Source organism: Neorhizobium descurainiae, assembly GCF_051400715.1.
In the GTDB taxonomy this organism is placed as follows: Bacteria; Pseudomonadota; Alphaproteobacteria; order Rhizobiales; family Rhizobiaceae; genus Neorhizobium.
On sequence record NZ_JBLFFK010000012.1, the window covers coordinates 139711 to 162856 of the forward strand.

General features: G+C 62.2%; 25 protein-coding genes. 8 read left to right on the plus strand and 17 right to left on the minus strand.

The window, feature by feature from the left end; all coding sequences use genetic code 11:
- The first annotated feature begins 151 nt into the window (after window positions 1-151).
- Complete coding sequence (locus ACMGE0_RS20475) at window positions 152-1522, plus strand: TIGR03808 family TAT-translocated repetitive protein (RefSeq protein WP_436817723.1); 1371 nt, start codon at window positions 152-154, stop codon at window positions 1520-1522.
- Window positions 1523-1705: 183 nt separating this feature from the next.
- Window positions 1706-2365 carry a glutathione S-transferase family protein gene (locus tag ACMGE0_RS20480; RefSeq protein WP_436817724.1) on the plus strand — a complete coding sequence of 220 codons (660 nt, stop codon included), beginning with the start codon at window positions 1706-1708 and terminating at the stop codon, window positions 2363-2365.
- Window positions 2366-2422: 57 nt separating this feature from the next.
- Here the strand turns inward: ACMGE0_RS20480 and ACMGE0_RS20485 are convergent, their stop codons facing one another.
- Window positions 2423-3316 carry a LysR substrate-binding domain-containing protein gene (locus ACMGE0_RS20485; RefSeq protein ID WP_436817725.1) on the minus strand — a complete coding sequence of 298 codons (894 nt, stop codon included), beginning with the start codon at window positions 3314-3316 and terminating at the stop codon, window positions 2423-2425.
- A 101-nt stretch (window positions 3317-3417) separates the two neighbouring features.
- On the opposite strand from ACMGE0_RS20485, the gene ACMGE0_RS20490 reads away from it, so the two are divergent.
- Window positions 3418-3618: a hypothetical protein gene (locus ACMGE0_RS20490; protein ID WP_436817726.1), complete on the plus strand. Its 201-nt coding sequence runs from the start codon at window positions 3418-3420 to the stop codon at window positions 3616-3618.
- 66 nt (window positions 3619-3684) lie between these two features.
- Here ACMGE0_RS20490 and ACMGE0_RS20495 read toward each other — a convergent pair whose 3' ends face one another.
- Window positions 3685-4311 (minus strand): glutathione S-transferase family protein, encoded by a 627-nt coding sequence (locus tag ACMGE0_RS20495; RefSeq protein ID WP_436817727.1) that lies wholly within the window; start codon window positions 4309-4311, stop codon window positions 3685-3687.
- A 74-nt stretch (window positions 4312-4385) separates the two neighbouring features.
- Window positions 4386-5393: an asparaginase gene (locus ACMGE0_RS20500; protein WP_436817728.1), complete on the minus strand. Its 1008-nt coding sequence runs from the start codon at window positions 5391-5393 to the stop codon at window positions 4386-4388.
- Window positions 5394-5477: 84 nt separating this feature from the next.
- Here ACMGE0_RS20500 and ACMGE0_RS20505 point away from each other — a divergent pair, with 84 nt between their 5' ends.
- Window positions 5478-6215, plus strand: a complete 738-nt coding sequence (locus tag ACMGE0_RS20505) for a DUF3750 domain-containing protein (protein ID WP_436817729.1) — start codon at window positions 5478-5480, stop codon at window positions 6213-6215.
- A 73-nt stretch (window positions 6216-6288) separates the two neighbouring features.
- Here the strand turns inward: ACMGE0_RS20505 and ACMGE0_RS20510 are convergent, their stop codons facing one another.
- From ACMGE0_RS20510 to ACMGE0_RS20535, 6 genes are all read right to left on the minus strand, one after another.
- Window positions 6289-6435, minus strand: coding sequence for a DUF1127 domain-containing protein (locus ACMGE0_RS20510; protein WP_085422640.1), 147 nt, complete (start codon window positions 6433-6435; stop codon window positions 6289-6291).
- Window positions 6436-7044: 609 nt separating this feature from the next.
- On the minus strand, window positions 7045-7173 hold the full coding sequence (locus tag ACMGE0_RS20515) for a hypothetical protein (protein ID WP_436817730.1): 129 nt from the start codon (window positions 7171-7173) through the stop codon (window positions 7045-7047).
- Between the two features lie 322 nt (window positions 7174-7495).
- Window positions 7496-8494 (minus strand): NAD(P)H-quinone oxidoreductase, encoded by a 999-nt coding sequence (locus ACMGE0_RS20520; protein WP_436817731.1) that lies wholly within the window; start codon window positions 8492-8494, stop codon window positions 7496-7498.
- 107 nt (window positions 8495-8601) lie between these two features.
- Window positions 8602-10407 carry a bifunctional diguanylate cyclase/phosphodiesterase gene (locus ACMGE0_RS20525; protein WP_436817732.1) on the minus strand — a complete coding sequence of 602 codons (1806 nt, stop codon included), beginning with the start codon at window positions 10405-10407 and terminating at the stop codon, window positions 8602-8604.
- Window positions 10408-10537: 130 nt separating this feature from the next.
- On the minus strand, window positions 10538-11122 hold the full coding sequence (locus ACMGE0_RS20530; RefSeq protein ID WP_436817733.1) for an HdeD family acid-resistance protein: 585 nt from the start codon (window positions 11120-11122) through the stop codon (window positions 10538-10540).
- Between the two features lie 81 nt (window positions 11123-11203).
- Complete coding sequence (locus ACMGE0_RS20535) at window positions 11204-11512, minus strand: HigA family addiction module antitoxin (protein WP_436817765.1); 309 nt, start codon at window positions 11510-11512, stop codon at window positions 11204-11206.
- Between the two features lie 442 nt (window positions 11513-11954).
- Here ACMGE0_RS20535 and betC point away from each other — a divergent pair, with 442 nt between their 5' ends.
- From betC to betA, 3 genes are all read left to right on the plus strand, one after another.
- Window positions 11955-13478 (plus strand): choline-sulfatase, encoded by a 1524-nt coding sequence (gene betC, locus ACMGE0_RS20540; RefSeq protein ID WP_436817734.1) that lies wholly within the window; start codon window positions 11955-11957, stop codon window positions 13476-13478.
- A gap of 1 nt (window position 13479) precedes the next feature.
- The gene (betB, locus tag ACMGE0_RS20545; protein WP_436817735.1) at window positions 13480-14943 is read left to right on the plus strand and encodes a betaine-aldehyde dehydrogenase; all 1464 of its coding nucleotides are present in this window, start codon (window positions 13480-13482) and stop codon (window positions 14941-14943) included.
- 243 nt (window positions 14944-15186) lie between these two features.
- Window positions 15187-16839 (plus strand): choline dehydrogenase, encoded by a 1653-nt coding sequence (gene betA / locus ACMGE0_RS20550; protein ID WP_436817736.1) that lies wholly within the window; start codon window positions 15187-15189, stop codon window positions 16837-16839.
- Here the strand turns inward: betA and ACMGE0_RS20555 are convergent, their stop codons facing one another.
- The 8 genes from ACMGE0_RS20555 to ACMGE0_RS20590 form a co-directional block, all read right to left on the minus strand.
- Window positions 16840-17139, minus strand: coding sequence for a type II toxin-antitoxin system RelE/ParE family toxin (locus tag ACMGE0_RS20555; protein WP_436817737.1), 300 nt, complete (start codon window positions 17137-17139; stop codon window positions 16840-16842).
- Window positions 17136-17408 (minus strand): YlcI/YnfO family protein, encoded by a 273-nt coding sequence (locus ACMGE0_RS20560; protein WP_436817738.1) that lies wholly within the window; start codon window positions 17406-17408, stop codon window positions 17136-17138. Before ACMGE0_RS20560 ends, ACMGE0_RS20555 begins: the two co-directional genes overlap by 4 nt.
- Before the next feature lie 66 nt (window positions 17409-17474).
- The gene (locus ACMGE0_RS20565) at window positions 17475-17945 is read right to left on the minus strand and encodes a DUF6644 family protein (protein WP_436817739.1); all 471 of its coding nucleotides are present in this window, start codon (window positions 17943-17945) and stop codon (window positions 17475-17477) included.
- 19 nt (window positions 17946-17964) lie between these two features.
- The gene (locus ACMGE0_RS20570) at window positions 17965-18348 is read right to left on the minus strand and encodes a DUF6152 family protein (RefSeq protein WP_436817740.1); all 384 of its coding nucleotides are present in this window, start codon (window positions 18346-18348) and stop codon (window positions 17965-17967) included.
- Window positions 18349-18489: 141 nt separating this feature from the next.
- The gene (locus tag ACMGE0_RS20575; protein WP_436817741.1) at window positions 18490-19527 is read right to left on the minus strand and encodes a sulfate/molybdate ABC transporter ATP-binding protein; all 1038 of its coding nucleotides are present in this window, start codon (window positions 19525-19527) and stop codon (window positions 18490-18492) included.
- A gap of 8 nt (window positions 19528-19535) precedes the next feature.
- Window positions 19536-20414 (minus strand): sulfate ABC transporter permease subunit CysW, encoded by an 879-nt coding sequence (cysW, locus tag ACMGE0_RS20580; protein ID WP_436817742.1) that lies wholly within the window; start codon window positions 20412-20414, stop codon window positions 19536-19538.
- Entirely contained in the window at window positions 20407-21264 is an 858-nt protein-coding gene (gene cysT / locus ACMGE0_RS20585; RefSeq protein WP_436817743.1) for a sulfate ABC transporter permease subunit CysT, read from the minus strand. Before cysT ends, cysW begins: the two co-directional genes overlap by 8 nt.
- A 13-nt stretch (window positions 21265-21277) precedes the next feature.
- Window positions 21278-22336, minus strand: coding sequence for a sulfate ABC transporter substrate-binding protein (locus ACMGE0_RS20590; RefSeq protein ID WP_436817744.1), 1059 nt, complete (start codon window positions 22334-22336; stop codon window positions 21278-21280).
- Between the two features lie 327 nt (window positions 22337-22663).
- Here ACMGE0_RS20590 and greA point away from each other — a divergent pair, with 327 nt between their 5' ends.
- Complete coding sequence (greA, locus tag ACMGE0_RS20595) at window positions 22664-23146, plus strand: transcription elongation factor GreA (RefSeq protein WP_436817745.1); 483 nt, start codon at window positions 22664-22666, stop codon at window positions 23144-23146.

Genomic DNA, 23146 nt, shown 5'->3' on the forward strand with positions numbered 1-23146 from the left:
CCTTATCGTTGCTTAAAAACATCGTGAAATTGCCACGCTTGAAGTTTGTACAAAAGTCTATTCCACTCGCTCACTGCAAGCTATTTCGCATAACGACCATGCAAAGGGCCGGCATGGAAAATGCTTCGTTGACGACAGGGAGAAGCACTGGATGATTTCGAGACGGGCAGCATTGACGACGATCGCCGGCACCGCCGCCGGCATCCTGCCGCGCCGCGCCCTTTCGGCGCCCGAGGGTTTCTCGACGATCGACCTGCGCGGCTCGATCGATGCCCGCGAACACGGCGTCGTGCCGGAAGGCGGCGACGGGCAGAGCCGCAAGCTCGGCGAGGTCGTCGCCAAGGCGGCGCGCCAGAACATGCAGGTCTTCCTGCCGCCCGGCAATTACCAGGTCTCCAATCTCGACCTGCCCGAAGGCGCCCGCATCACCGGCGTGCCAGGCGCCTCGAGGCTCATCTATTCGGGCGACGGATATCTCATCAGGGCCGAGGGTGCGCGCCGCATAGAACTTTCCAACCTCGTCATCGACGGCGCGAACCGCCGGCTCGACGAGCAGAGCCGGGCACTCGTCCAGATGCGCGGCGTCGGCGAGGTGACGATCGACAATTGCGAGATCATCGGCTCGCGCAAGACTGCCGTGCAGCTCGAACGCTCCGGCGGCCGGATCGAGCGAAGCCGCATTTCAGGCGCCGCCGAATACGGCCTCTTCGCCGTCGAAAGCACGGGCCTTTCCGTCACCGGCAACACCGTCCTCGATTGCGGCAACGGCGGCATCCTCATCCATCGCTGGACGAAGGGCGCCGACGGCACGATCGTTTCCGGCAACCGTATCGCCCGGATCGGGGCGACCAACGGCGGCACCGGCCAATACGGCAATGCGATCAACCTCTTCCGTGCCGACAACGTGATGGTGACGGGCAACCACATCTCGCAATCGGCCTTTTCGGCGATCCGCGCCAACAGCGCCTCGAACGCCCAGATCGCCAACAACCAGTGCCTCGCCTCCGGTGAAACGGCGATCTACGCGGAATTCGCCTTCGAAGGCGCGATGGTTTCCGCCAATATCATCGATGGTGCCGCCAACGGCATCTCGGTCGTCAACTTCAACGAGGGCGGGCGGCTCGCGACCGTCGCCAACAATATCGTCCGCAACTTGCAACCGACCGGTCCCTATGTGCTGGACGGGGCGATCTTCGGCGTCGGCATCAGCGTCGAGGCGGACACGGCGGTCAGCGGGAATGTGATCGAGAACGTGCCGCTCTGGGGAATCGCGCTCGGCTTCGGCCCCTATCTGCGCAACGTCATCGCGACCGGCAACATCGTGCGGCAGGCGAGAGTCGGCTGCGCGGTGACCGTGGTCGAGGGCGCGGGCAGCGCCATGATCTCGGGCAATCTGTTCGAACAGGTCACGGATGGCGCGGTGATCGGCTACCGGTGGAAGGCGCCCTCCACCACCGAACTCGGCCGCGGCGGGAACCGGGATTTCAAGCATCTGACGATCGAGAACAACCGGATCTCCTAACTGCCCCAATCATCGAAAACTTTCATCACCGTCCAACGCGGATTGGACTTCCGTTTCGCAACGCATGCCCCTAGCTTGCGGTCTCCATTGGAGGCGCGATGCGGGAAGGCAAACCATCCAGCGCGCCCCAGATGGCATTTTTGCATGTCGTGATCGCACGGCATGCCCAAGAAGGAATGTCGAATGCTGAAAATCTATGGTGTCTATCGCTCGCGGGCCACGCGCCCGCTCTGGCTCGTCGAGGAACTCGGAATCCCGTTCGAGCATGTGCCGATCATCCAGGGCTACCGCCTGCCGGAACCCATGGCGCCCGGCGCGCGGATCAACACGCTGTCGCCGGAATTCCTGGCGATCAACCCGATGGGCTCGATCCCCTCGATGGACGACGACGGCTTCGTGCTGCACGAGTCGCTTGCGATCACGCTCTATCTCGCCCGCAAATACGGCGGCGAGCTCGGCCCGAAGGACATCGGCGAAGAGGCGCTGATGGTGCAATGGTCGCTGTTCGGCGCGACCAGCATCGAGACGCCCGCGCTCAAGATCTCCTCGACGGTCGCCGGCGGCAAGCAGGATGCCGAGGAAGGCAAGACGGAGATCGACGTCGCCGCCCGCCTCCTGAAGCGGCCTTTCGACGTGCTCGAAAAGCATCTTGCCAAGAACGGCCACATGGTCGGCGGCCGCTTCACCGCCGCGGATATCAATGTCGCGGAAGTCGTGCGCTATGCCCAGGGCCACGCGCCGCTCTTCGAAAGCCGCCCGGCATTGAAGGCCTGGATCGAAGCGGCCCAGGCACGCCCCGGCTTCAAGGCGATGTGGGAGAAGCGCACCGCCGAACCGGCGTAATCCGGTCTTGGAGCGGGATGGCTCCCGAAAACCACACACGGTTTCCGGCATCCCGCGCTACCCAGGCTCTTCCAGCTTGGCGAGCTCGGCCTTCAACCAGACATGGAAGGCCCTGACCTTGGGCGGCGGACGCGTGCCGGCGCGGGTGACGAAATAGTGCCCGAAGCCGGTCGCCGCCCGGATCGAGAACGGCTCGACAAGCTTTCCCTGGTCGAGCGCATAGGCCGCCAGCGTCTGCCAGGCGAGCATCACGCCCTCGCCCGCCATCGTCGCGTCGAGGCACAGCGAAGCCTCGTTGAAGACGTGCCGCACCGCCATCGGCCTCGGCTCGATGCCGGCCGCCTCGAACCAGACATCCCAGGAAAACATCGAGGGGCCGTCGATGATCGCCGGCAGTTGCAGGACGTCCTTCGGCTCCTTCAGCTTCGCGGCCAGAGCCGGCGCGCAGACGGGAAAGACGAGCTGCGGCAGCAGGAGCTGCGCATCCACGCCCGGCCACCTGCCCGCTCCGACGCGGATGCCGAGATCCACCCCATCCGTAACGAAATCGGCCATGGCCGTCGTCGCATCGATGCGCAGCCGGATATCCGGATGGAGCGCCGAGAACCGGTCGAGCCGGTGGACGAGGAAACGGGCCGCGAAGACGGGCGCCACCGAGATCGTCAGCAGCGTATCGTCGCGCCGCTTGCCGATCCCCACCGCCTCCGAAAGCGAATGGAAACCCTCGGTCAGCCGCGCCAGCATGGGCCGTGCCGCATCCACCGGCACCATGCCCTTCGGCAGGCGGTGAAAGACCGGCTGGCCGAGCTGGGCCTCCGCCTTGATGACCTGCTGGCTGACCGCGCCGACCGACACGCCGAGCTCCACCGCCGCCGCCTGCAGGGAACCGAGACGGCCCACCGCTTCCAGCGCACGCAAGCCGTTGAGATGCACCAGGTTCAGGTTGTTCATATAGATTTTCTAAAGCCTGAGGCTCAAGAACTCAATTGAAAGATCACGCTTTCAGGCCGATATTCTCCAGGCAAATGATATAAATTTGCGAGGTGACACCCATGACACCGCTGAAGTTTTTCTTGAACCTGAAAGCCCGGCTCGAAGCAACGGCAACCGAGGCGGAGATGCAGGCGGACGACCCTTTCCGCCATCCGGACATTCGCGAGATGAACCTCCGGCAGCTTGCCGACCTGCCCTTCCCCGGCATCTTCCGAGAAGAATTGCCCTGCGGGAAGGCGTCGCTCGCGAAATGCGCCTGAGGCTCCCAAGGCGGAAGACGCCGGCTCCATCGTCGAACGACCGAGGAGGCTCGCCGGCTATGGAGGCTAAGCCGCAGCCGCCTGCTCGGCTTCGGCGCGCTGCACGGCCGGGCGCTCCTTCATCCGCTCGAAATGGGCGTTCACCTTCGGGAAATCGGTACGGTCGAGCTTCAGGTTCGGCAGCCAGCTCGTCATCAGGTAGAGATAGGGATCGGCGACCGAATAGGCCTCGCCGAGCACATAGGGGCCTTCGAGGAAATCGTCCTCGATAAGCTGAAAGCAGTCGTGAAAATTCTTCGGCGCCTTGGCCATCATGTCGTCGAAGGATGCCTGGCTGTCCGCCCAGCGGTAACTGCGGCGCCAATGGGCATAGGCGACATGCACCGTCGAGGCGATATAAGCGTTGAAGGCCTGCATCCTGCCGAACAGGAACGGATCGTTAAGCGGCGCAAGCTTCGCCTCCGGCGCGGCCTGGGCGACGAAGGCGAGGATCGCGACGGTTTCGGTCAAGACACCCCTGTCCGTCATCAGAGCCGGCACGCGGCCCTTCGGATTGATCTTCAGATAGGCTTCCGACTGCTGTTCGTTCTCGGCGAATTTCACCCGCCTGATCTCATAGGGCAGGCCGGATTCGGCGAGCGCGATGTGGCTGGCGAGCGAGCAGGCATTGGGCGAGAAGAACAGCGTATACATGACGACCCTCCGATTGACCGCGTTGTTCTAGCACGGTTTCCCGAAGCGGAAAGCCTCAAACGACGGGGCTGCAATCAAGCGAACAGCGCATCCGTGACGCGGATATCGCCGACATGGATGCCGTTCCAGTTCTTCATCGACTTGTTGGCCATGGAGAGAAGTTTCGCGTGCACCTCGCCGCCCTTTTCGAAATAACGGGAGATCAGTGCGAAGATCATGGCCTCTGCGGCGCGCGTCGTGCCGTCCTCGCATTTGACCGCCATGGCGAGGCCCTCGTCCGGCAGCGCCGCGACGAAGACGCCTTCCGCACCGGTCTTGGCGAAAATCTTTCCGGGCGCCACCTGCATCAGCCTGGTGCAGGCGCGATTGGTGCCGGCGACATAGAAGGGTTCGGCCATGCAGGCCTGCATCAGCCGGCGCGATGCTCTGGCGCGCTCGGCGGACAGGGTATTGCCCGTCGCCATCTTGGCGAAACCGTGCGCCAGCCCCCTGAGCGGCACGGCATAGCTCGGGATCGAGCAGCCGTCCGTGCCGCAGTTCTGATGGCCGAGAATCGACCCCGTCAGCACTTCCATCGTGCCGCGGATTTCCGCTTGCAGCGGATGGTCGTAACCGACGTAGCCCCTCACCTCCAGCCCCGAATGGATGCAGGTGCAGACGAACCCGGAATGTTTTCCCGAGCAGTTGTTGTGGAGAGCGGTCGGCTTTTCGATCGTGCGCGCCTGATGGATCAGCACCGTCTGGTCCGAGGCCCAATGGGCGCCGCATTCGAGCGCGCCGTCGTCGCGGCCGGCCTTCGCCAGCATGGCGGCGGCGGTCGCCACATGCGCATCCTCGCCGGAGTGCGAAGAGCAGGCAAGCGCCAGTTCCACGTTTCCGAAGCCGTAGGCATCCGCCGCGCCGCTTTCGACAAGCGGCAGGGCCTGTATGGCCTTGCAGGCCGAGCGCGGGAAAACGGCCGCTTCCGCCTCGCCGAAGGAGAAGACGGTCTTGCCGTCGCCATCGACGACCACGCCCATGCCGCGGTGGCGGCTCTCGACCAGCTTGCCTCTGGTGACTTCGACGGTAACGGGATTTTGCATGGCCGATCCTGAATTTGCCGTTTTCAATGATGCCCATCACGGGCTCATAAACGAGTCCGGCGGGATTTTCATCGGGGACCTAGCATGAAATCGGTTAAACGGCTGTTTCTGGCGATCTTCGTCGTCTATCTGGCGCCGACTTTCGCCTCGGCAGGGCTCTGGGCGATGAAAGACCGGCCGGCCCGCTGGAGCGAGGCGCGCTGGACCTCGGCCGGTATCCTGCCGAAAGCTTCGGCGAACGGGGACGCGGCCGTCTACATCTTCTCGGCCATGACCGGCGGGCTCAAGGGCGCGGTCGCGAGCCATGCCTGGATCGTCATCAAGGAGAAGGGCGCGAACAGCTATACGCGCTACGACAAGGTCGGCTGGGGCACGCCGATCCGCCGCAACCACCGGCCGCCGGATGCCTACTGGTACTCCAATCCGCCCGAGCTCGTGACCTCGGTGACTGGATCAAGGGCCGAACTGCTGATCCCGAAGATCGAGGGCGCGATCGCCGCCTACCCTTACGCGGAGCCGGGCGGCTACACGATCTGGCCGGGACCGAATTCCAACACGTTCGTGGCCCATGTGCTGCGCAGCGTGCCGGAGCTCGACGCCGTCCTGCCGCCGCATGCCGTCGGGCGCGACTACCTGCCGGACGGCGAGTTCGTGCATCTCGACGACGACTGGAGGGATCTGCACGTGACCTTACGCGGCCTGGTCGGCTTTTCGGCGGGTCTGCGCAGCGGCTTCGAAGTGCATTTCCTGGGGCTGGTGGCTGGTCTCGACTTCGCAAACCCCGGCATCAAGGTGCCGGCCGTTGGGCGCATCGGAATTTGAAGAGCAGCTATGCATAAAATGCAAAACGCCCGCGATGACGCAGGCGTTTCCCACTATGCTGCTCGGATTGCGATCAGAAGCCGACGGCGGCGCGTGCGACGCGGCGGATGTCGTTCTGCTCAATGCCGAGATCGCTCAGTTCGCGCGGGGTCATACGGCCCAGTTCGGCAACCGTCTGACGGTATTTGCGCCAATTGTTGAGAGTGCGTGCGACGTTCATGATGGTTCCCCTTTCCTGGGATTTTCGAAGCCTAGCTGCCAGTCCTTGGCGCTCTCAGTTGCTTCGATGGCCGGTATGTAGGCTCATCCCGATTGCTCTAAAAGTGCTCAACTTACACGCCACCCATGCGCTAAACGCATAGGGTCAGACATATCGATCGAGGGAAGAGCGGAAAAAGGAGGACATCACCCCAAAAAGGAAAAGGGTCGCACGAGGCGACCCTTCCATGAGTTTGGTCCGGTTGAACGAACCCGAGCCGTTTCTCGAACGTCTCGAAGGAAGATGAAGTTCAGGCCGAGGGCTGCCCCGTCGAGACCATCACCTTTCCATTGCCCGTTACGCAGACCGAAATCTCACTAGACATTGGATCACCTTCCTTTCGTTACGTTGACGATGAAAGCAAGGTAGGCAGGGATATCCGAGTCTGCAAGGCACTTTATGTGAATAAACGCGCAATTAATTTACCGGACCGCCTGGAAGACCAAATGGAAAGCCTCGCCCGAACGACAAGGCGCTTCCCAACACCCCTGCCTCGCTCAGTGGATGAGGATCTTGGACAAGGCCTCGCGACGTCAGCAAGGGTATCGGTTATGATGGCGACGGGGTGGATTATTCGCCGGGATGCAGATGATGCCGACGGCGATTTTCGTGCGACGTGACGATATACAGCGCAACAGCGCCAATGATCAAACCGGCAACAGGCATCAGCAACAGCGATGTCATTTCGAGCGATGTCATGGTCGCATCCTCTTGAGCACCAGGCTCGCCACGTAATGTAGTATACATGTCGTCAAAAAACAAACGACGCTCACGAACATAAGGAACAGCGTCGGGCCACGCTCTGCGACGTATAGGCTGGAGAACAGCGGTGCGAGGCCGCCAACGGCAAAGATCGCAACCGCTATTCCATTGAGAAACGTAGCAAGCAGTTTCATTCGCTCATTATGAATGAGAGAATTGTCTGTCTGACCGGAAGCCATGCCCAATTGATCCCGAGGTGACGGAAAATAATCCTTTCCCATGCCGTCATACCGAAATCGGCCTCTACTTTACAAGCCGGCTAAAGCTTCAGCACGATCTTGCCGATATGGTTGCTGGTCTCCATCAGCCGATGGGCCTCGGCGACCTCGCCGAACGGCAGGACCGCGTGGATGACCGGCGTGACCTTGCCTTCGTCCAAAAGCGGCCAGACCTGAGCCAGAAGATCGTCACGGATGGCGCGCTTCTCGTCCGCCGTACGCGGCCGCATGGTGGAGCCGGTCACCGTCAGGCGCTTCACCATGATCGGCGCGAGACTGACCTTTTCGGCCATGCTGCCCCCCAGAAAGGCGATGATCGACAGGCAGCCGTCCTTCGCCAGCACGGACAGGTTCTTTTCGAAGTAAGCGGCGCCGATCATGTCGAGCACCACGTCCACGCCCCGGCCGCCGGTTTCCGCCTTGATGACCTCGGCGAAATCTTCGGTCCTGTAGTTTATGCCTCTCGTGGCACCCAGCTTTTCGCAAGCCTCGCATTTTTCCTTGGACCCGGCAGTCGCATAGACGGTCGCGCCGAAGGCTCTCGCAAGCTGGATCGCGGTCGTGCCGATGCCGCTCGTGCCGCCATGGATCAGCACGCTTTCGCCTTCCGTCAGTCCGGCCATCTGGAAGAGGTTGGCCCAGACGGTGAAGAAGGTCTCGCAGAGCGCGGCCGCCTTGACGGCGTCATATCCCTTCGGCCAAGGCAGCGCCTGCCCGGCCGGCACAGCGCAATAATCGGCATAACCGCCACCATTCGCCAGCGCACAGACCTGGTCGCCCAGCTTGAATTCGGTGACGCCTTCGCCAAGCGCCGCCACTTCGCCAGCGATCTCCAGCCCGAGGATGGGGCTTGCGTCCTTCGGCGGAGGATAAGTTCCCTGGCGCTGCGCCACGTCGGGCCGGTTGACGCCGGCCGCCGCTACCTTGACCAGGATTTCGCCGGGCCTGACGGCCGGCAGCGGCCCTCTGGCGACGGTCATGGCCTCCGGTTTTCCGAAGGACGGCAGATCGATGAAACGCATTTCGGCGGGAAGCGGCATGACGAGGTCTCCTCTCAGTGGCTGAATCACTGACTTAGGACATGCCCGCCATCATAGGAAGGCGACCGACCGCCGCAACGGCGCCGCGCCATGAAAAGGTCATGCGCTCATTTCGTCTCGCCGAAGGCGGCGAAGACCAGGCCGCCCTCGCTGTCCTTGGCTTCGGCCTTGACCGCGGCGATCTCGGCGCCGATGCGGCCGAAATCGTCGAGCAGCAGGCCCTGCGGCAATTCCAGAACCCCGATCGAGCAGCGCAGCAGCGGGAAATCCCGCTCGGCGCCGGAGCGGTCGTGACCGCGGATCTTTCCGGCGGCGCGCTCTTCCGGCGAATAAAGTTCGGCCACATCGTCGTGGAAATCGGACAGCAGCCGCTCGAGGATTTCGTTCAATTCCTCGCGGGTCCAGTCGCGCACCCCGATGAAGAAGTCGTCGCCGCCCACATGGCCGAGGAAATCGCCATCCGAGAAGAAGTAGCGCTTCATCAGGGCCGCGAAGAGGGAGATCGCATGATCGCCCATGTGAAAACCGTAATGGTCGTTGAACGGCTTGAAGTTGTCGAAGTCGCAATAGCAGAAGAAACGGGTTTCCTCGTCGTCGCGACCGGCCTCCTGCATGAAATCGCGGATGGCGCGGTTGCCCGGCAGGCCCGTTAGCGGGTTCTGGTCCTGGGCGATCTTCAACTGCTTCTCGTTGATGACCTTGATGAGCGAGGCGGCGGAGACCACGCCCGCATAGCGCATGTTTTCCGTGAGGATGACGCAGGCGCTGTTGTCCATATTGGCGAAAAGGCTCATCAGCTCTTCGGCTTCCGCATCGAGCCCGATGATCGGCGCGCGATCGACGAAATGCGAGATGGAACGCTCGTAGACCTTGTTCTTCAACAGGTCGCGGCCGAAGGGCTGATAGATGTATTCCTTCAGGTGATATTCGTTGATGACGCCGCGCGGCTCGCCATTGGCATTCAGCACGGGGAAGAAGGCCTGGCGCGGATTGCGGCGGAAGAGTTCGAACACGCTGTCGATGCTCTCGTTCTCGTAGACCGTCGGCAGGTGCTCGATCTGCTTGCGGATCAGGATCTCGTCGAGCGACTGGCTGGAGCGGCGGCTGCGGCCGATATCGGCGAGATAGGGAAAGGACGTCTGCAGTTCGGAGACGAAGGTCGTCGGCCGGGCGATGAACCAGCCCTGCACGAGATCGACGCCATATTCGCGGCAGGCGAGGAATTCCGCTTCCGTCTCGATGCCCTCGGCGATCACCCGGATGCCGAGCACATGGGCGATGTTGACGATGTTCTTGACGAGATGGCGCTTGCGCGGGCTCCTGTCGATGCCGGCGACGAAGTGCCTGTCGATCTTGAGATAATCGACGGGATAGTCGCAGAGCAGCTTCATCTCGCCGTGTCCGACGCCGAAATCGTCGATCGCGAGCTTGAAGCCCTCCTTCCGCATCTGCGTCACCAGATCGGCGAATTCCGGCACGCTGGTGTTGTCGAACCGCTCGGAGAACTCGAAGCAGACGGAAGACGGCGCGATATTCGCCTTGCGCAGGTGCTGCACCAGCTTTTCGAGGAAATACTGGCCATGGCGGATCAGCCGCACATCGAGATTGAGGAAGAGCGTCGCGGAGGAGAAATCCGGCAGGCTGGCGAATTTCGCCAGCGCCCGGTTCGCCATCATCTGTTCCAGAGCCAGGAGCTGGCCGGTCTCCTGGGCCTGGTCGAGCAGTTCGAGCGGTGAGGAGAAGCCGATCCGTTCCTGGCCGCGCAACAGGGATTCGTATCCGAAAACGGAACCGGTCCCCACCTCGACGATCGGCTGGAAGGCATTTTCCAGAACCAGCTTCGCAAGGGTGACCAGCTGGTCGCTCGCGTATCGCCGGAAGACGCCCGGTTCAAGAATGGCCGCAGACGACATACTCACTACTCCACTGCGCAATGGCCTAAAACACGAATGTCAGGCTCACAGCAATTCGTCAAAAATCCCTTTCCCAATGATGACGATTCAGTGAAAGTTTCATGACGGAAAAATCCGTTTTTATTCAATATTATAGAGACTTATCGGCAACGGGAGGCGCAGCGCCCCCGTTTCTTGCGGCGAGAGCCACCGCAATGAGCGCCCAACCTTGCATGATGAGGTCGATCGCCAGGAAAAGCCCCAGTATCCAGAGGCTGTTGACCGGCCAGCCGATGGCGATGATCAGGCCCGCCAGGATGGTGACGACGCCGCCGACGATGACCCAGCCGGCGCCCTTCATCGGACGCATCTTGAAGCCTATCCAGAGGCGGAAAATGCCGGCGACCACCAGCGCCACCGCCATGAGGAAGGTCAGCACGACCGCCGTCAGGGCCGGGTTCCAGAAGGCGAGCAGGCCGGCAATCGTATAGAGAACGCCGCTCAAGGCCCAGAACAGGATCTGCTCCCAGCCCTTCACCTGAAAGGCATGGACGAGATAGGCGACGCCGCCGATCAGCATCATCATGCCGATATAAAAGACCGAAGCGACCGTCGCCACGAAGAGATTGGCGAAAGCGATGATGCCGAAGACGAGAAGAAGAATGCCGAGGGCGAGGAACCAGCCCCATTTATCGCGAACCATCGAGATCGATGGCGTATCCAGACCGAATGTCATGTCCATCCCCTTTCCGCAAAGCCTTACCCGAAGCTATCGGATAAGATGTGGAGCAGGCTTGACGGAGGTCAACGGCACTCGTCATGCGGCGTGATGGATCGGGCGGGCACGCCCGATCCGCTCAAGCTCCTTCGGATTGTGCATCGTATTCCACAGGTCGTTGCGCCGCTGGATGTTCAACCAGAAATCCGGGCTGTTGCCGAATACCCGCGCAAGAATGAGCGCGGTCGGCGCGGTGATGTTGCGGCGGTCGTTGCAGAGTTCGTTCACATGCTTGCGCGGCACGCCCATGGCCTCGGCCAAGGCGCCCTGGGTCAAGCCCATGGGCTCCAAGAACTCCTCGACAAGGATTTCCCCGACCGTCGCCGGCTTACGCTTGGTCATCAGCATGATCATGTGCCACAGCCTGCGTTTTTGAGACAGGAAGGTTCGCAAACCATTCTTGATTGCCGTCGAGATCGAAAATAACTCAATTTGCTGAGGGAATCTAAGGCGATTTCAATATGGTCACAGCAGGACGGCAATGCATACCAATGCTTCGCCTCAGGGGTAGGGTTAGCACGTACGACATCGCGATCTATCTCCAGCATTGTTTGTGGGTAGATCCTCGGGACAAGCCCGAGGATGACGGCGGAGAGACCGTGCCTCAGGTCCTTTTGGAGAGCCTTGAGCAAGTTGCGACGGCTCTTGTCCTGCCAGCCCGCGCCATACACTCCGTCATCCTCGGGCTTGTCCCGAGGATCTGCCCACAGACGAGCTGTGTGAACATGTCCGCCGTGGGCAACAGCTTCGATCCACCATATGCCGATCGGGCTATTAAAGGACCATACGCATGACCAAGCCGAATATCCTCATCGTCATGGTCGATCAGTTGAACGGCACGCTTTTTCCGGACGGGCCGGCGGACTGGCTGCATGTTCCGCACCTGAAGGCGCTTGCGGCCCGATCGGCGCGGTTCGCCAACAACTACACCTCCTCGCCGCTCTGCGCGCCGGCGCGCGCCTCCTTCATGGCCGGGCAATTGCCGAGCCGGACAGGCGTCTATGACAATGCGGCGGAATACGTCTCCTCGATCCCGACCTATGCGCATCACCTGCGCCGCGCCGGCTATTACACCGCGCTTTCGGGGAAGATGCATTTCGTCGGGCCGGACCAGCTCCACGGCTTCGAGGAGCGGCTGACGACCGACATCTATCCGGCCGATTTCGGCTGGACGCCGGATTACCGCAAGCCGGGCGAGCGGATCGACTGGTGGTACCACAATCTCGGTTCGGTTACGGGTGCAGGCGTCGCCGAGATCACCAACCAGATGGAATATGACGACGAGGTGGCCTTTCTCGCCGGCCAGAAACTTTATCAGCTCGCGCGGGAGAACGATGACGAGGACCGGCGGCCGTGGTGCCTCACCGTCTCCTTCACCCATCCGCACGATCCCTATGTGGCCCGGAAAAAGTTCTGGGACCTCTACGAGGATTGCGAGCACCTGGCTCCCCAGGCCGGGGAAATCCCGATCGAAGACCAGGACCCGCATTCGAAGCGGATCATCCTCTCCTGCGATTACAAGAGCTTCGATGTGACGGAAGAAGATATCCGCCGCTCGCGCCGGGCCTATTTCGCCAACATCTCCTATATCGACGAGAAGGTGGGCGAGCTGATCGATACGCTCACCCGCACGCGGATGCTGGACGACACGCTGATCCTGTTCTGCTCCGACCACGGCGACATGCTGGGCGAGCGCGGCCTTTGGTTCAAGATGAACTTCTTCGAAGGCTCGGCCCGCGTGCCGCTGATGATCGCCGGCCCCGGCATCACCCCTGCCCTGCATACGGCGCCGGTTTCCAATCTCGACGTGACGCCGACGCTCTGCGACCTCGCCGGCATCTCCATGGAGGAGATCGAGCCCTGGACGGACGGTGAAAGCCTCAAGCCGATGATGGACGGCACACCGCGCACGAGCCCGGTGCTGATGGAATATGCGGCCGAGGCTTCTCACGCGCCGCTTGTCGCCGTCCGCGAGGGCAAATGGAAATACATCCATTGCGAGCTCGACCCGGAACAGCTCTTCGATCTGGAGGCCGACCCGAAGGAGCTCACGAACCTTGCCGGCGATCCCGCCTTTGCCGATATCCTCGAAGGGTTCAGGAAAAAGCGAAGTGCCAAATGGGACATGGCCGCCTTCGACGCCGCCGTGCGCGAAAGCCAGGCGCGCCGCTGGGTGGTCTACGAGGCGCTCAGGAACGGTGCCTATTACCCCTGGGATCACCAGCCTCTGCAAAAGGCATCCGAGCGCTATATGCGCAACCACATGAACCTCGACAATCTCGAGGAATCGAAGCGTTACCCGAGAGGCGAATGAGATGAAAGCCCAGCCGATCGCCAGCCATTTCATCGACGGCGACTATGTCGAGGACGAAGCCGGCGCCGTCATCGAAAGCCTCTATCCGGCGACCGGGGAGGTCATCGCAAGGCTGCATGCGGCGACGCCTGCGATCGTCGAGAAGGCGATCGCGGCGGCCAAGCGCGCCCAGCCGGAATGGGCGGCGATGAGCCCGACGGCCCGCGGCCGCATCCTGAAACGCGCCGCCGAGATCATGCGCAAGCGCAATCGCGAACTTTCGGAACTGGAGACGCTCGATACGGGCAAACCGATCCAGGAGACGATCGTCGCCGACCCGACCTCGGGAGCGGACAGTTTCGAATTCTTCGGCGGCGTGATCGCGGCGGGCCTCAACGGCGACTATATCCCGCTCGGCCGCGACTTCGCCTATACCAAGCGTGTGCCGCTCGGCGTCTGCGTCGGCATCGGCGCCTGGAACTATCCGCAGCAGATCGCCTGCTGGAAGGGCGCGCCGGCGCTGGCGGCCGGCAATGCGATGGTCTTCAAACCATCGGAAAATACGCCGCTCGGGGCGCTGAAGATCGCCGAAATCCTGGTGGAAGCCGGCCTTCCCAAGGGGCTCTATAACGTCATCCAGGGCGACCGGAATACCGGACCGCTGCTCGTCAACCATCCGGATGTTGCCAAGGTGTCGCTCACCGGTTCCGTGCCGACCGGGCGCAAGGTGGCCGCCGCCGCCGCCGGCAGCCTCAAGCATGTGACGATGGAGCTCGGCGGCAAGTCGCCGCTGATCGTCTTCGAGGATGCGGACCTCGACAGCGCCATCGGCGGCGCCATGCTCGGCAATTTCTACTCGACCGGCCAGGTCTGCTCGAACGGCACGCGGGTCTTCGTGGCACGCGGTGTGAAGGAGAAGTTCCTGTCGCGCCTGAAGGAGCGGACCGAGAGGATCGTCATCGGCGACCCGATGGACGAGGCGACGCAGCTCGGGCCGATGGTCTCCTTCGACCAGCGCCAGAAGGTGCTTTCCTATATCGACAAGGGCAAGGCCGAGGGCGCGACGCTCGTCACCGGCGGCGGCATTCCGAACCACGTGACCGGCGAAGGCTATTACGTGCAGCCGACCGTATTTGCCGATGTGACGGATGGGATGACCATCGCGCGGGAGGAAATCTTCGGGCCGGTCATGTGCGTGCTCGATTTCGACGACGAAGACGAGGTGATCGCGCGGGCCAATGCCACCGAATTCGGCCTTTCGGCAGGCGTCTTCACCGCCGATCTTTCGCGCGGGCACCGGGTGGTGGACCAACTTCAGGCCGGTACGTTGTGGATCAACAGCTACAATCTCTGCCCGGTGGAAATCCCCTTCGGCGGTTCAAAACAATCCGGCTTCGGGCGGGAGAACTCGCTCGCCGCGCTGGAGCATTATTCGGAATTGAAGACGGTCTATGTGGGCATGGGGCCAGTCGAGGCGCCGTATTGATGTTCACTATGGCCGTCGCGCAAGATCGCCCCCCTCTGGCCTGCCGGCCATCTCCCCCACAGGTGGGGAGATTGGATGGGCGCACCGGCTTCCCCAAACAAAAAGCCGCGGCAGCGAGCGCACCGTTCACGTGGCGGGAAGGCCAAGCGGCCTGTGATCTCCCCACCTGTGGGGGAGATGGCCGGCAGGCCAGAGGGGGGCTGACACGGCACGACATAGAGAGACGGTCTGGAGAGAACTGACATGCTTCAGGCAGATTTCGTCATCATCGGTTCGGGCTCGGCGGGCTCCGCCATGACCTACCGCCTGTCGGAGGACGGCAGGCATTCGGTGATCGTCATCGAAGCGGGCGGATCGGATGTCGGGCCGTTCATCCAGATGCCCGGCGCGCTCGCCTGGCCGATGAGCATGAAGCGCTACAATTGGGGTTATCTTTCCGAACCCGAACCCAATCTCAACAACCGCCGCATCACCGCGCCGCGCGGCAGGGTGATCGGTGGATCTTCCTCCATCAACGGACTTGTTTATGTCCGCGGCCACGCGGAGGATTTCAACCGCTGGGAGGAGCTCGGCGCGACCGGCTGGGCCTATGCCGACGTACTTCCCTATTTCAAGCGGATGGAGAATTCCGAGGGCGGCGAGGAAGGCTGGCGCGGCACCGACGGGCCGCTGCATGTCAAGCGCGGGCCGGTGAAGAACCCGCTCTTCCACGCCTTCATCCAGGCTGGCAGCCAAGCCGGCTTCGAACTGACCGACGACTACAACGGCTCGAAGCAGGAAGGCTTCGGGCTGATGGAGCAGACCATCCATCGGGGCCGCCGCTGGTCCGCGGCCAATGCCTATCTGAAGCCGGCGCTGAAACGGCCGAATGTCGAGCTGGTCCATGGGTTCGCGAACAGGATCGTGATCGAGAACGGCCGCGCGGTGGGCGTCGAGATCGAGCGGCGGGGCGTGAAGGAAATCATTCGCGCGAACCGCGAGGTCGTCGTCTCCGCCTCCGCCTTCAACTCGCCGAAGCTCCTGATGCTCTCCGGCATCGGCCCGGCCGAACATCTGAAGGAGAGGGGCATCGAGGTGAAGGCCGATCGGCCCGGCGTCGGTGCCAATCTGCAGGACCATATGGAATTCTATTTCCAGCAGATCTCGTTGAAGCCGGTGTCGCTTTATTCCTGGCTGCCGTGGTTCTGGCAGGGCGTGGCCGGCGCGCAATGGCTGCTGTCGAAAAGCGGGCTCGGCGCCTCCAATCAGTTCGAGGCCTGCGCCTTCCTGCGCTCCCAAGCCGGGCTGAAACAGCCGGACATCCAGTACCATTTCCTGCCCGTGGCGATTTCCTACGACGGGCGTGCCGCGGCCAATACCCACGGATTCCAGGTGCATGTGGGATATAATCTATCGAAATCCCGCGGCAGCGTGACGCTTCGCTCACCCGATCCGAAGGCCGATCCGGTGCTGCGCTTCAACTATATGAGCCATCCGGAGGACTGGGAGAAATTCCGTCACTGCGTGAGGCTGACGCGCGAGATTTTCGGCCAGAAGGCCTTCGACCAATATCGCGGCCCGGAAATCCAACCGGGCGAGAAGGTGCAAACCGACGAGGAGATCGATGCTTTCCTGCGCGAGCACCTGGAAAGCGCCTATCATCCTTGCGGCACCTGCCGCATGGGCCGGGCGGACGATCCTCTCGCCGTGGTCGATCCCGAATGCCGGGTGATCGGCGTGGACGGGTTGCGGGTGGCGGACAGCTCGATCTTCCCGCACGTGACCTACGGCAACCTGAACGGCCCCTCGATCATGACCGGCGAGAAGGCGTCCGACCACATCCTCGGCAAGCAGCCCCTGCCGCGCAGCAACCAGCAGCCCTGGGTCAATCCGCGCGCGGCGGTGAGCGACCGGTGATCAGTGATAGTCTTCTTCGCGCTGATGACGAACGGCGAGGATTGTGACGGTTTCTTCATCCTCCACTTCATAGAGCAGAATGTATCCGCTAGAGCCGAAAGGAACGATCAACTCCCGCGCAAAAATACTATCGGTTAAAGCCCTACGCCCTACGAAAGGGAAGTCCTCCAGCACCCTCATAGCCTTCTGCATGGCATCGAAGGCCCGCTCAGCGAGCTGAATGTCGATTTCAGCGAGATGGCCATAATACCTCTCGAAGTCCTCATAAAACTCGGGCGTGTATCGAAGGCGACGACTCATTGAGCTCGGCGCGCCTTTGCCTTTTCCAATTTCTCACGCATCATGTTCAGCACATCCTCTGAGCTGTAATATATTCCTGTACGCTTGGCTTCCTCACGAGCCTTTAGCCCTCGAGCGATAAATTCCGTCTGAGTCTTTCGATAGTCGATCTGTCGCCTTAAGGACTCTTCGACGAAAGCGGACAAGGTCTCCCCTTCCTTGAGCACGCTTTCGGCAGCGGCACGCAGTTCCGGATCGACGCGCAGAGAGGGGATCGTCGCAGTTTTCATGACATTGCTCCATGCATCGCAATTGCGATGCAATATGCATGTGATGCATGTTGTTATCAAGTCCGACTACAGAAACCCGATCCACCGCCCCGCGATCACTGCGGCGATCCAGATCAGCGTGGAAAACGCAGCTGATAGACGAAGGATGGCGCTCGGCTTTTCTCCCGCAAGCATCGCTTTCCAGCCGGCGCCAAAATGGACGATCATCACGTTGACGAGGCCTAGCCCAACAAGCCCCAATTTGAAGAGGAAGGCGGGGTTGCGGACATATTCCACCGGCTTGACGGTGAAGAGACAGAGCCCGGTGACGATCGCCAGCACGACGCCGGCGCCGGCCATGCGCGACAGATAAAGGGCGACGGCCGGCAGCGGCACGGCCTGCGCAAGCCCCAGGAGCCTGAGATCCAACGCCAGGATCGCGCCGAACAGCATGCCGATTCCGAGAATGTGCGCTGCGTTGACCAGAAGATATATCGTCGAGGACGAGATCAGCGCCCGCGCGAGCGGCGTCTCGGCAAGCGGGGCGAGAAACTCCATATAGGATACTGTTCCTGGCTCAGTTCGTCCGGATACGTTCCGGATAGATGTCGAAGGTCTTGCCGGCGACGACGATCCGCACCGCCTTCATGCGCTTTTCGTCGCGGTCTTCGGAGCGGTTGCCGGTGGCGACGATCTCGTCGCCCACCTTGGCCTGGCCCTCGACGAAACCCGCCCGCTGCGTCTGGTTCGGATTGCCGAGCTCGACGCGCCAGACGCCGTCTTCGGCGCGGACCTCCAGCGTCGGATGCGGCGGCGCGAACGAGATGGAATGGATGGTGCCCCTGAGCTCCATCTGGTCGGCCTCGGCCCAGGACCAGCCATGATGGGCGGCGGCAGAGCCGGCAACGGCCGCGGCCATGGCAACTCCGGCAAGAATGCGGGTGATCGAAGGGCTGGGCATGACGGCTCTCCTTTTGCGGCGATCATATCCCGGAAGATGTGGAAGCCGCCACCGATGACCAGAGGTTTCACACCTTATTGAATGTCAGTTCATCGTCTGCGGGCCCGCCCGCGCACAGGAGCCTGGCGGGCCTGAACACGGCTATTTGCGGAAAATCTTCCAGCGGGTCGGGCGGAAGCGCAATTCGCTGCGCAGTTCGACCGGCGCATGCAGCGGCACCTCCACCTCGACGTGATAGGGCGCATGACCGTCATTGGCGATGTCGATCTCGGCAATGCGGGTGCCGGCAAGGCGGCGGCAGGCGGTCACCTTGCCGAACAGCGCGTCTGGCGCATCGACGAGCACCACGTCCTCGGGGCGGAAGAACAGCTCCCCCTCTCCGCCGGCCGCATCGGAGATGCCGATCGGCTGTCCCTGGAAGAGGACCGTGCCGCCCCTGACCTCGATCGGCAGCTGCGAGGACTCTCCGATGAAGGAGAAGACGAAGGGCGAGCCGGGGCGATCGTAGACGTCGTCCGCCGAACCGACCTGCTCGATCCTGCCCTGGCTCATGACGACGACGCGGTCGGCGAGCTCCAGGGCCTCTTCCTGGTCGTGGGTGACGAAGACCGTCGTGTGGCCGGTGCGGTCGTGGAACTCACGCAGCCAGCGGCGCAGCTCCTTGCGCACCTTCGCATCGAGAGCGCCGAAAGGCTCGTCGAGAAGCAGGATATGCGGCTCGATCGCCATGGCGCGGGCGAGCGCCACGCGCTGGCGCTGGCCGCCGGAAAGCTGGTGCGGGTAGCGCTTTTCAAGCCCGCCGAGCTGGACCATGTCCAAGAGCTCCAGAACGCGGCGGCGGATCTCTCCCTTCGGCGGACGGTTCGAGGAAGGGCGCACCTTCAGGCCGAAACTGACATTCTCCGCGACGGTCATATGGCGGAAAAGCGCATAGTGCTGGAAGACGAAGCCGACATTGCGCTCCTGCACCGAGCGGTGCGACGCATCCTCCTCGCCGAAGAATATCTTGCCGCCGGTCGGAAAATCGAGCCCGGCGATCAGCCGCAGAAGCGTCGTCTTGCCGGAGCCGGAGGGGCCGAGCAGCGCGATCAGCTCGCCGGAGGCGATCTTGAGCGACACGTCGTTCAACGCCGGGAAGCGTTCGAACTCCTTGCGGATATTGCTGATGGTGACTTCCATAGGACCTCTTAATGCCTGCCGCCGGTGGCACCGGCACCGAACCGAAGTTCGAGAAATGTTTTGAGCGCGAGCGTGACGAGCGCCAGGAACGCGAGCAGCGAAGCCACCGCGAAGGCCGCGACCATGTTATACTCATTATAAAGTATCTCGACATGCAGCGGCATGGTGTTCGTGAGTCCGCGGATGCGGCCGGAGACGACGGAAACGGCCCCGAATTCGCCCATCGCGCGGGCGTTGCAGAGGAGCACGCCGTAGAGCAGGCCCCATTTGATGTTCGGCAGCGTCACGTACCGGAAGGTCTGCCAGCCGGAGGCGCCGAGCGACAGCGCCGCCTCCTCGTCGCCGGTGCCCTGGTCCTGCATCAGCGGGATCAGTTCGCGCGCCACGAAGGGAAAGGTGACGAAGACGGTGGCGAGCACGATGCCCGGCACGGCGAAGAGGATTTCGATGCCGTAGCTCTTAAGGAACGGCCCGAGCATGCTGTTGGCGCCGAACAGAAGCACATAGACCAGGCCGGAGATGACCGGTGAGATGGAGAACGGCAGGTCGATCAGGGTGATGAGGAACGACTTGCCCTTGAACTCGAACTTGGCGATCGCCCAGGAGGCGGCGAGCCCGAAGAGCAGGTTGAGCGGCACGGCGATCGCGGCGACGAGAAGCGTCAGGCGAATGGCAGCGGCCGCATCCGGCTCGATCAGCGCTTCGTAATATTCCCCGAAGCCGTTGCGGAAGGCTTCGACGAAAACCGAGACCAGCGGCAGGACGAGGAAAAAGCCGAGGAAAGCGAGCGCCAGAAGGATCAAAAGAACCTTGGCGACCAAGCCTTCGCTGGCGGGATCGCGAAAGGCCGGCGATGTTGCGGAGGCGGAGCGGAGCTGATCAGGCATTGCCATATTTCCTGCGGCTCCAGGCCTGGATGAGATTGATGACGAGAAGCATCACGAAGGAGATGATCAGCATGATGGTGGCGATCGCGGTCGCCCCGGCATAGTTGAACTCCTCCAGGCGGATGACGATCAGGAGCGGCGCGATCTCCGAAACGTAAGGAATGTTGCCGGCGATGAAGATGACCGAACCGTATTCCCCGACCCCGCGGGCGAACGCAAGCGCGAAACCCGTGAGGATCGCCGGCATCAATCCCGGCAGAAGAACGCGGCCGATCGTCTGAAAGCGGTTCGCGCCGAGCGTCGCCGCCGCCTCCTCTATCTCCCGGTCGATCTCTTCCATCACCGGCTGCACCGTGCGCACCACGAAGGGCAGGCCGATGAAGATCAGCGCTATGACGATGCCGAGCGGCGTGAATGCGATGCGGAAGGGCATGAAGAGCGAGCCGATCCAGCCCTGCGGCGCGTAGAGCGTGGTCAACGCGATGCCGGCAACCGCCGTCGGCAAGGCGAAAGGCAGATCGACCATCGCATCGATGAGCTTGCGGCCGGGAAAGCTGTAGCGGCTCAGCACCCATGCGACGAGCGTGCCGAACACGACGTTGACAAGCGCCGCCGCCACCGCGGTCCCAAACGAAACGTAGAGGGCCCTGAGGGTCCGCTCGTCACCGAGGATCGCAAAGAAGCCGGTCCATCCCAGCTCGGCGCTGCGCCAGAACAGCCCGGCGACGGGGATGAGAATGATCAGCGACAGGTAGGCGAGCGAAAAACCGAGCGTCAGCCCGAAACCCGGGATGATGCTCGGCTGTTTCAATCGCCACCGCGCCGGAGCTGCGGCGGCTATGTTCGTCATTCGATATCCCGACTTATTTACCAGGCTTGTAGATCTGATCGAAGATGCCGCCGTCACCGAAGTGCTCCGGCTGCGCCTTCCTCCAGCCGCCGAAGATCGGATCGTCGAGGGTGACGAGCTTGATGTCCGGCAGGGCCTTCAGAAGATCAGGCTGTACCACATCGCGTTTCGAAGGACGATAGAAGTGCTTCGCGGCAATGTTCTGGCCTTCGTCGGAATAGAGATACTGCAGATAGGCTTCGGAGACCTTGCGGGTGCCTCTGGCATCGACCGTTGCGTCGACGACTGCGACCGGCGGTTCGGCGAGGATGGAAATCGGCGGAACGACGATCTCGAAGGCGTCCTTGCCGAATTCCTCGCCGGCGAGATAGGCCTCGTTTTCCCAGGCGAGCAGCACGTCGCCGATCTGCCTCTGGGCGAAGGTGACCGTCGAGCCGCGGGCGCCGGTATCGAGCACGGGCGCATGCCGGTAAAGATCGGCGACATAGGCCCTGATCTTCTCCTGGTCGCCCTTGTATTCCTCGTTCGCCCAGGCCCAGGCGGCGAGATAGTTCCAGCGCGCGCCGCCCGACGTCTTCGGGTTGGGCGTGATGACCTGCACGCCTTCCTTCACCAGATCACCCCAGTTATGGATGCCCTTCGGATTGCCCTTGCGCACCAGGAAGACGATCGTCGACGTATAGGGCGAGGAATTGTTCGGCAGGCGCGCACGCCAGTCGGCCTTGATCTTGCCGCTCTTTTCGATCGCGTTGATGTCGCTTTCGAGCGCCAGCGTGACGACATCCGCTTCCAGACCGTCGATGACCGAACGGGCCTGCGCTCCGGAACCGCCATGCGACTGGCGGATCGTGACGTCCTCGCCCGTCTGGGCCTTCCAGTATTTGGCGAAGGCGGCGTTGAAATCCTTGTAGAGTTCGCGGGTCGGGTCGTAGGAGACGTTGAGGAGCTGCGTCTCGGCGAAAGCCGGAGCAACCGCCCCTGCGGACATCCCGACGGTCAGGGACAGGCCGAGGGCGACGGCCCCCAATCGTTTACCAAATCCCCGGCCGAGTCCCTGGGCAAAATTGAACATGAGGTTCCCTCCTGTTGTTTCGCCCGAAACTCTATCGGCTAGGTCGTGTTAGTCAATCGAAGGACAAAAGAAGGCAAAACTGTTTCCCCGCACGGGGTGCCGTCAGCAAAGAACGCGTCGGCCTTGCACATGACGGCAGAACGCGCGCATCGGGAAAACGCCGATCGGCAAAATCACAATCCGGCCACAATCCGGATTTCGGGGCATTCGGAGAAAGATTTTCCGCGTATTCTGCATCGGCCGATTGCACCTATATAGTGTTTCAACGACTGCGGGGTGCCGCCGTCGCCCATCCAAGTCCATGCCTCGCCTGAACGGAGTTCGAGATTGAGCGTTGCCTTCACCAAGGAAGAGAGTGCCGAAACGGCCTCGGAAACCCTGCTCCCCGACCGTCCGATTTCTCCCCACCCGAATCTCGTTACTGAGGCCGGACTGCGGGCGCTGGAATTGCAACTGGCCCAGGCGCGCCAAGCCTATGACGCAACAGGCACGATCGAGGATGTGAACGAGCGGCGGCGGCAGGCGGCAAGCCCGTTACGCGACCTGCGCTATCTTGCGGAAAGACTTCGCACCGCTCAGGTCGTGCCCGACCCGACTTCCACCGACGCGGTCGCCTTCGGAAGCACCGTCACCTTCGCCAGAGAGGACGGGCGGGTGCAGAAGTATCGCATCGTGGGAGAGGACGAAGCCGACCCCAAAGCCGGATCGATATCCTACGTATCACCGGTAGCCAAAGCCCTGTTGGGCAAGGCCATGGGCGATGTCGTGAACGTCGGCGATCAGGAGCTCGAGGTCATCGCGATTTCGTAG

What these genes read in the sequence shown, in the direction of transcription:
- ACMGE0_RS20475 (WP_436817723.1), top strand. Translation starts at nt 152, where the DNA reads ATGATTTCGAGACGGGCAGCATTGACGACGATCGCCGGCACCGCCGCC.
- ACMGE0_RS20480 (WP_436817724.1), top strand. Translation starts at nt 1,706, where the DNA reads ATGCTGAAAATCTATGGTGTCTATCGCTCGCGGGCCACGCGCCCGCTC.
- ACMGE0_RS20485 (WP_436817725.1), bottom strand. Translation starts at nt 3,316, where the DNA reads ATGAACAACCTGAACCTGGTGCATCTCAACGGCTTGCGTGCGCTGGAA.
- ACMGE0_RS20490 (WP_436817726.1), top strand. Translation starts at nt 3,418, where the DNA reads ATGACACCGCTGAAGTTTTTCTTGAACCTGAAAGCCCGGCTCGAAGCA.
- ACMGE0_RS20495 (WP_436817727.1), bottom strand. Translation starts at nt 4,311, where the DNA reads ATGTATACGCTGTTCTTCTCGCCCAATGCCTGCTCGCTCGCCAGCCAC.
- ACMGE0_RS20500 (WP_436817728.1), bottom strand. Translation starts at nt 5,393, where the DNA reads ATGCAAAATCCCGTTACCGTCGAAGTCACCAGAGGCAAGCTGGTCGAG.
- ACMGE0_RS20505 (WP_436817729.1), top strand. Translation starts at nt 5,478, where the DNA reads ATGAAATCGGTTAAACGGCTGTTTCTGGCGATCTTCGTCGTCTATCTG.
- ACMGE0_RS20510 (WP_085422640.1), bottom strand. Translation starts at nt 6,435, where the DNA reads ATGAACGTCGCACGCACTCTCAACAATTGGCGCAAATACCGTCAGACG.
- ACMGE0_RS20515 (WP_436817730.1), bottom strand. Translation starts at nt 7,173, where the DNA reads ATGACATCGCTCGAAATGACATCGCTGTTGCTGATGCCTGTTGCCGGT.
- ACMGE0_RS20520 (WP_436817731.1), bottom strand. Translation starts at nt 8,494, where the DNA reads ATGCCGCTTCCCGCCGAAATGCGTTTCATCGATCTGCCGTCCTTCGGA.
- ACMGE0_RS20525 (WP_436817732.1), bottom strand. Translation starts at nt 10,407, where the DNA reads ATGTCGTCTGCGGCCATTCTTGAACCGGGCGTCTTCCGGCGATACGCG.
- ACMGE0_RS20530 (WP_436817733.1), bottom strand. Translation starts at nt 11,122, where the DNA reads ATGACATTCGGTCTGGATACGCCATCGATCTCGATGGTTCGCGATAAA.
- ACMGE0_RS20535 (WP_436817765.1), bottom strand. Translation starts at nt 11,512, where the DNA reads ATGCTGATGACCAAGCGTAAGCCGGCGACGGTCGGGGAAATCCTTGTC.
- betC (WP_436817734.1), top strand. Translation starts at nt 11,955, where the DNA reads ATGACCAAGCCGAATATCCTCATCGTCATGGTCGATCAGTTGAACGGC.
- betB (WP_436817735.1), top strand. Translation starts at nt 13,480, where the DNA reads ATGAAAGCCCAGCCGATCGCCAGCCATTTCATCGACGGCGACTATGTC.
- betA (WP_436817736.1), top strand. Translation starts at nt 15,187, where the DNA reads ATGCTTCAGGCAGATTTCGTCATCATCGGTTCGGGCTCGGCGGGCTCC.
- ACMGE0_RS20555 (WP_436817737.1), bottom strand. Translation starts at nt 17,139, where the DNA reads ATGAGTCGTCGCCTTCGATACACGCCCGAGTTTTATGAGGACTTCGAG.
- ACMGE0_RS20560 (WP_436817738.1), bottom strand. Translation starts at nt 17,408, where the DNA reads ATGAAAACTGCGACGATCCCCTCTCTGCGCGTCGATCCGGAACTGCGT.
- ACMGE0_RS20565 (WP_436817739.1), bottom strand. Translation starts at nt 17,945, where the DNA reads ATGGAGTTTCTCGCCCCGCTTGCCGAGACGCCGCTCGCGCGGGCGCTG.
- ACMGE0_RS20570 (WP_436817740.1), bottom strand. Translation starts at nt 18,348, where the DNA reads ATGCCCAGCCCTTCGATCACCCGCATTCTTGCCGGAGTTGCCATGGCC.
- ACMGE0_RS20575 (WP_436817741.1), bottom strand. Translation starts at nt 19,527, where the DNA reads ATGGAAGTCACCATCAGCAATATCCGCAAGGAGTTCGAACGCTTCCCG.
- cysW (WP_436817742.1), bottom strand. Translation starts at nt 20,414, where the DNA reads ATGCCTGATCAGCTCCGCTCCGCCTCCGCAACATCGCCGGCCTTTCGC.
- cysT (WP_436817743.1), bottom strand. Translation starts at nt 21,264, where the DNA reads ATGACGAACATAGCCGCCGCAGCTCCGGCGCGGTGGCGATTGAAACAG.
- ACMGE0_RS20590 (WP_436817744.1), bottom strand. Translation starts at nt 22,336, where the DNA reads ATGTTCAATTTTGCCCAGGGACTCGGCCGGGGATTTGGTAAACGATTG.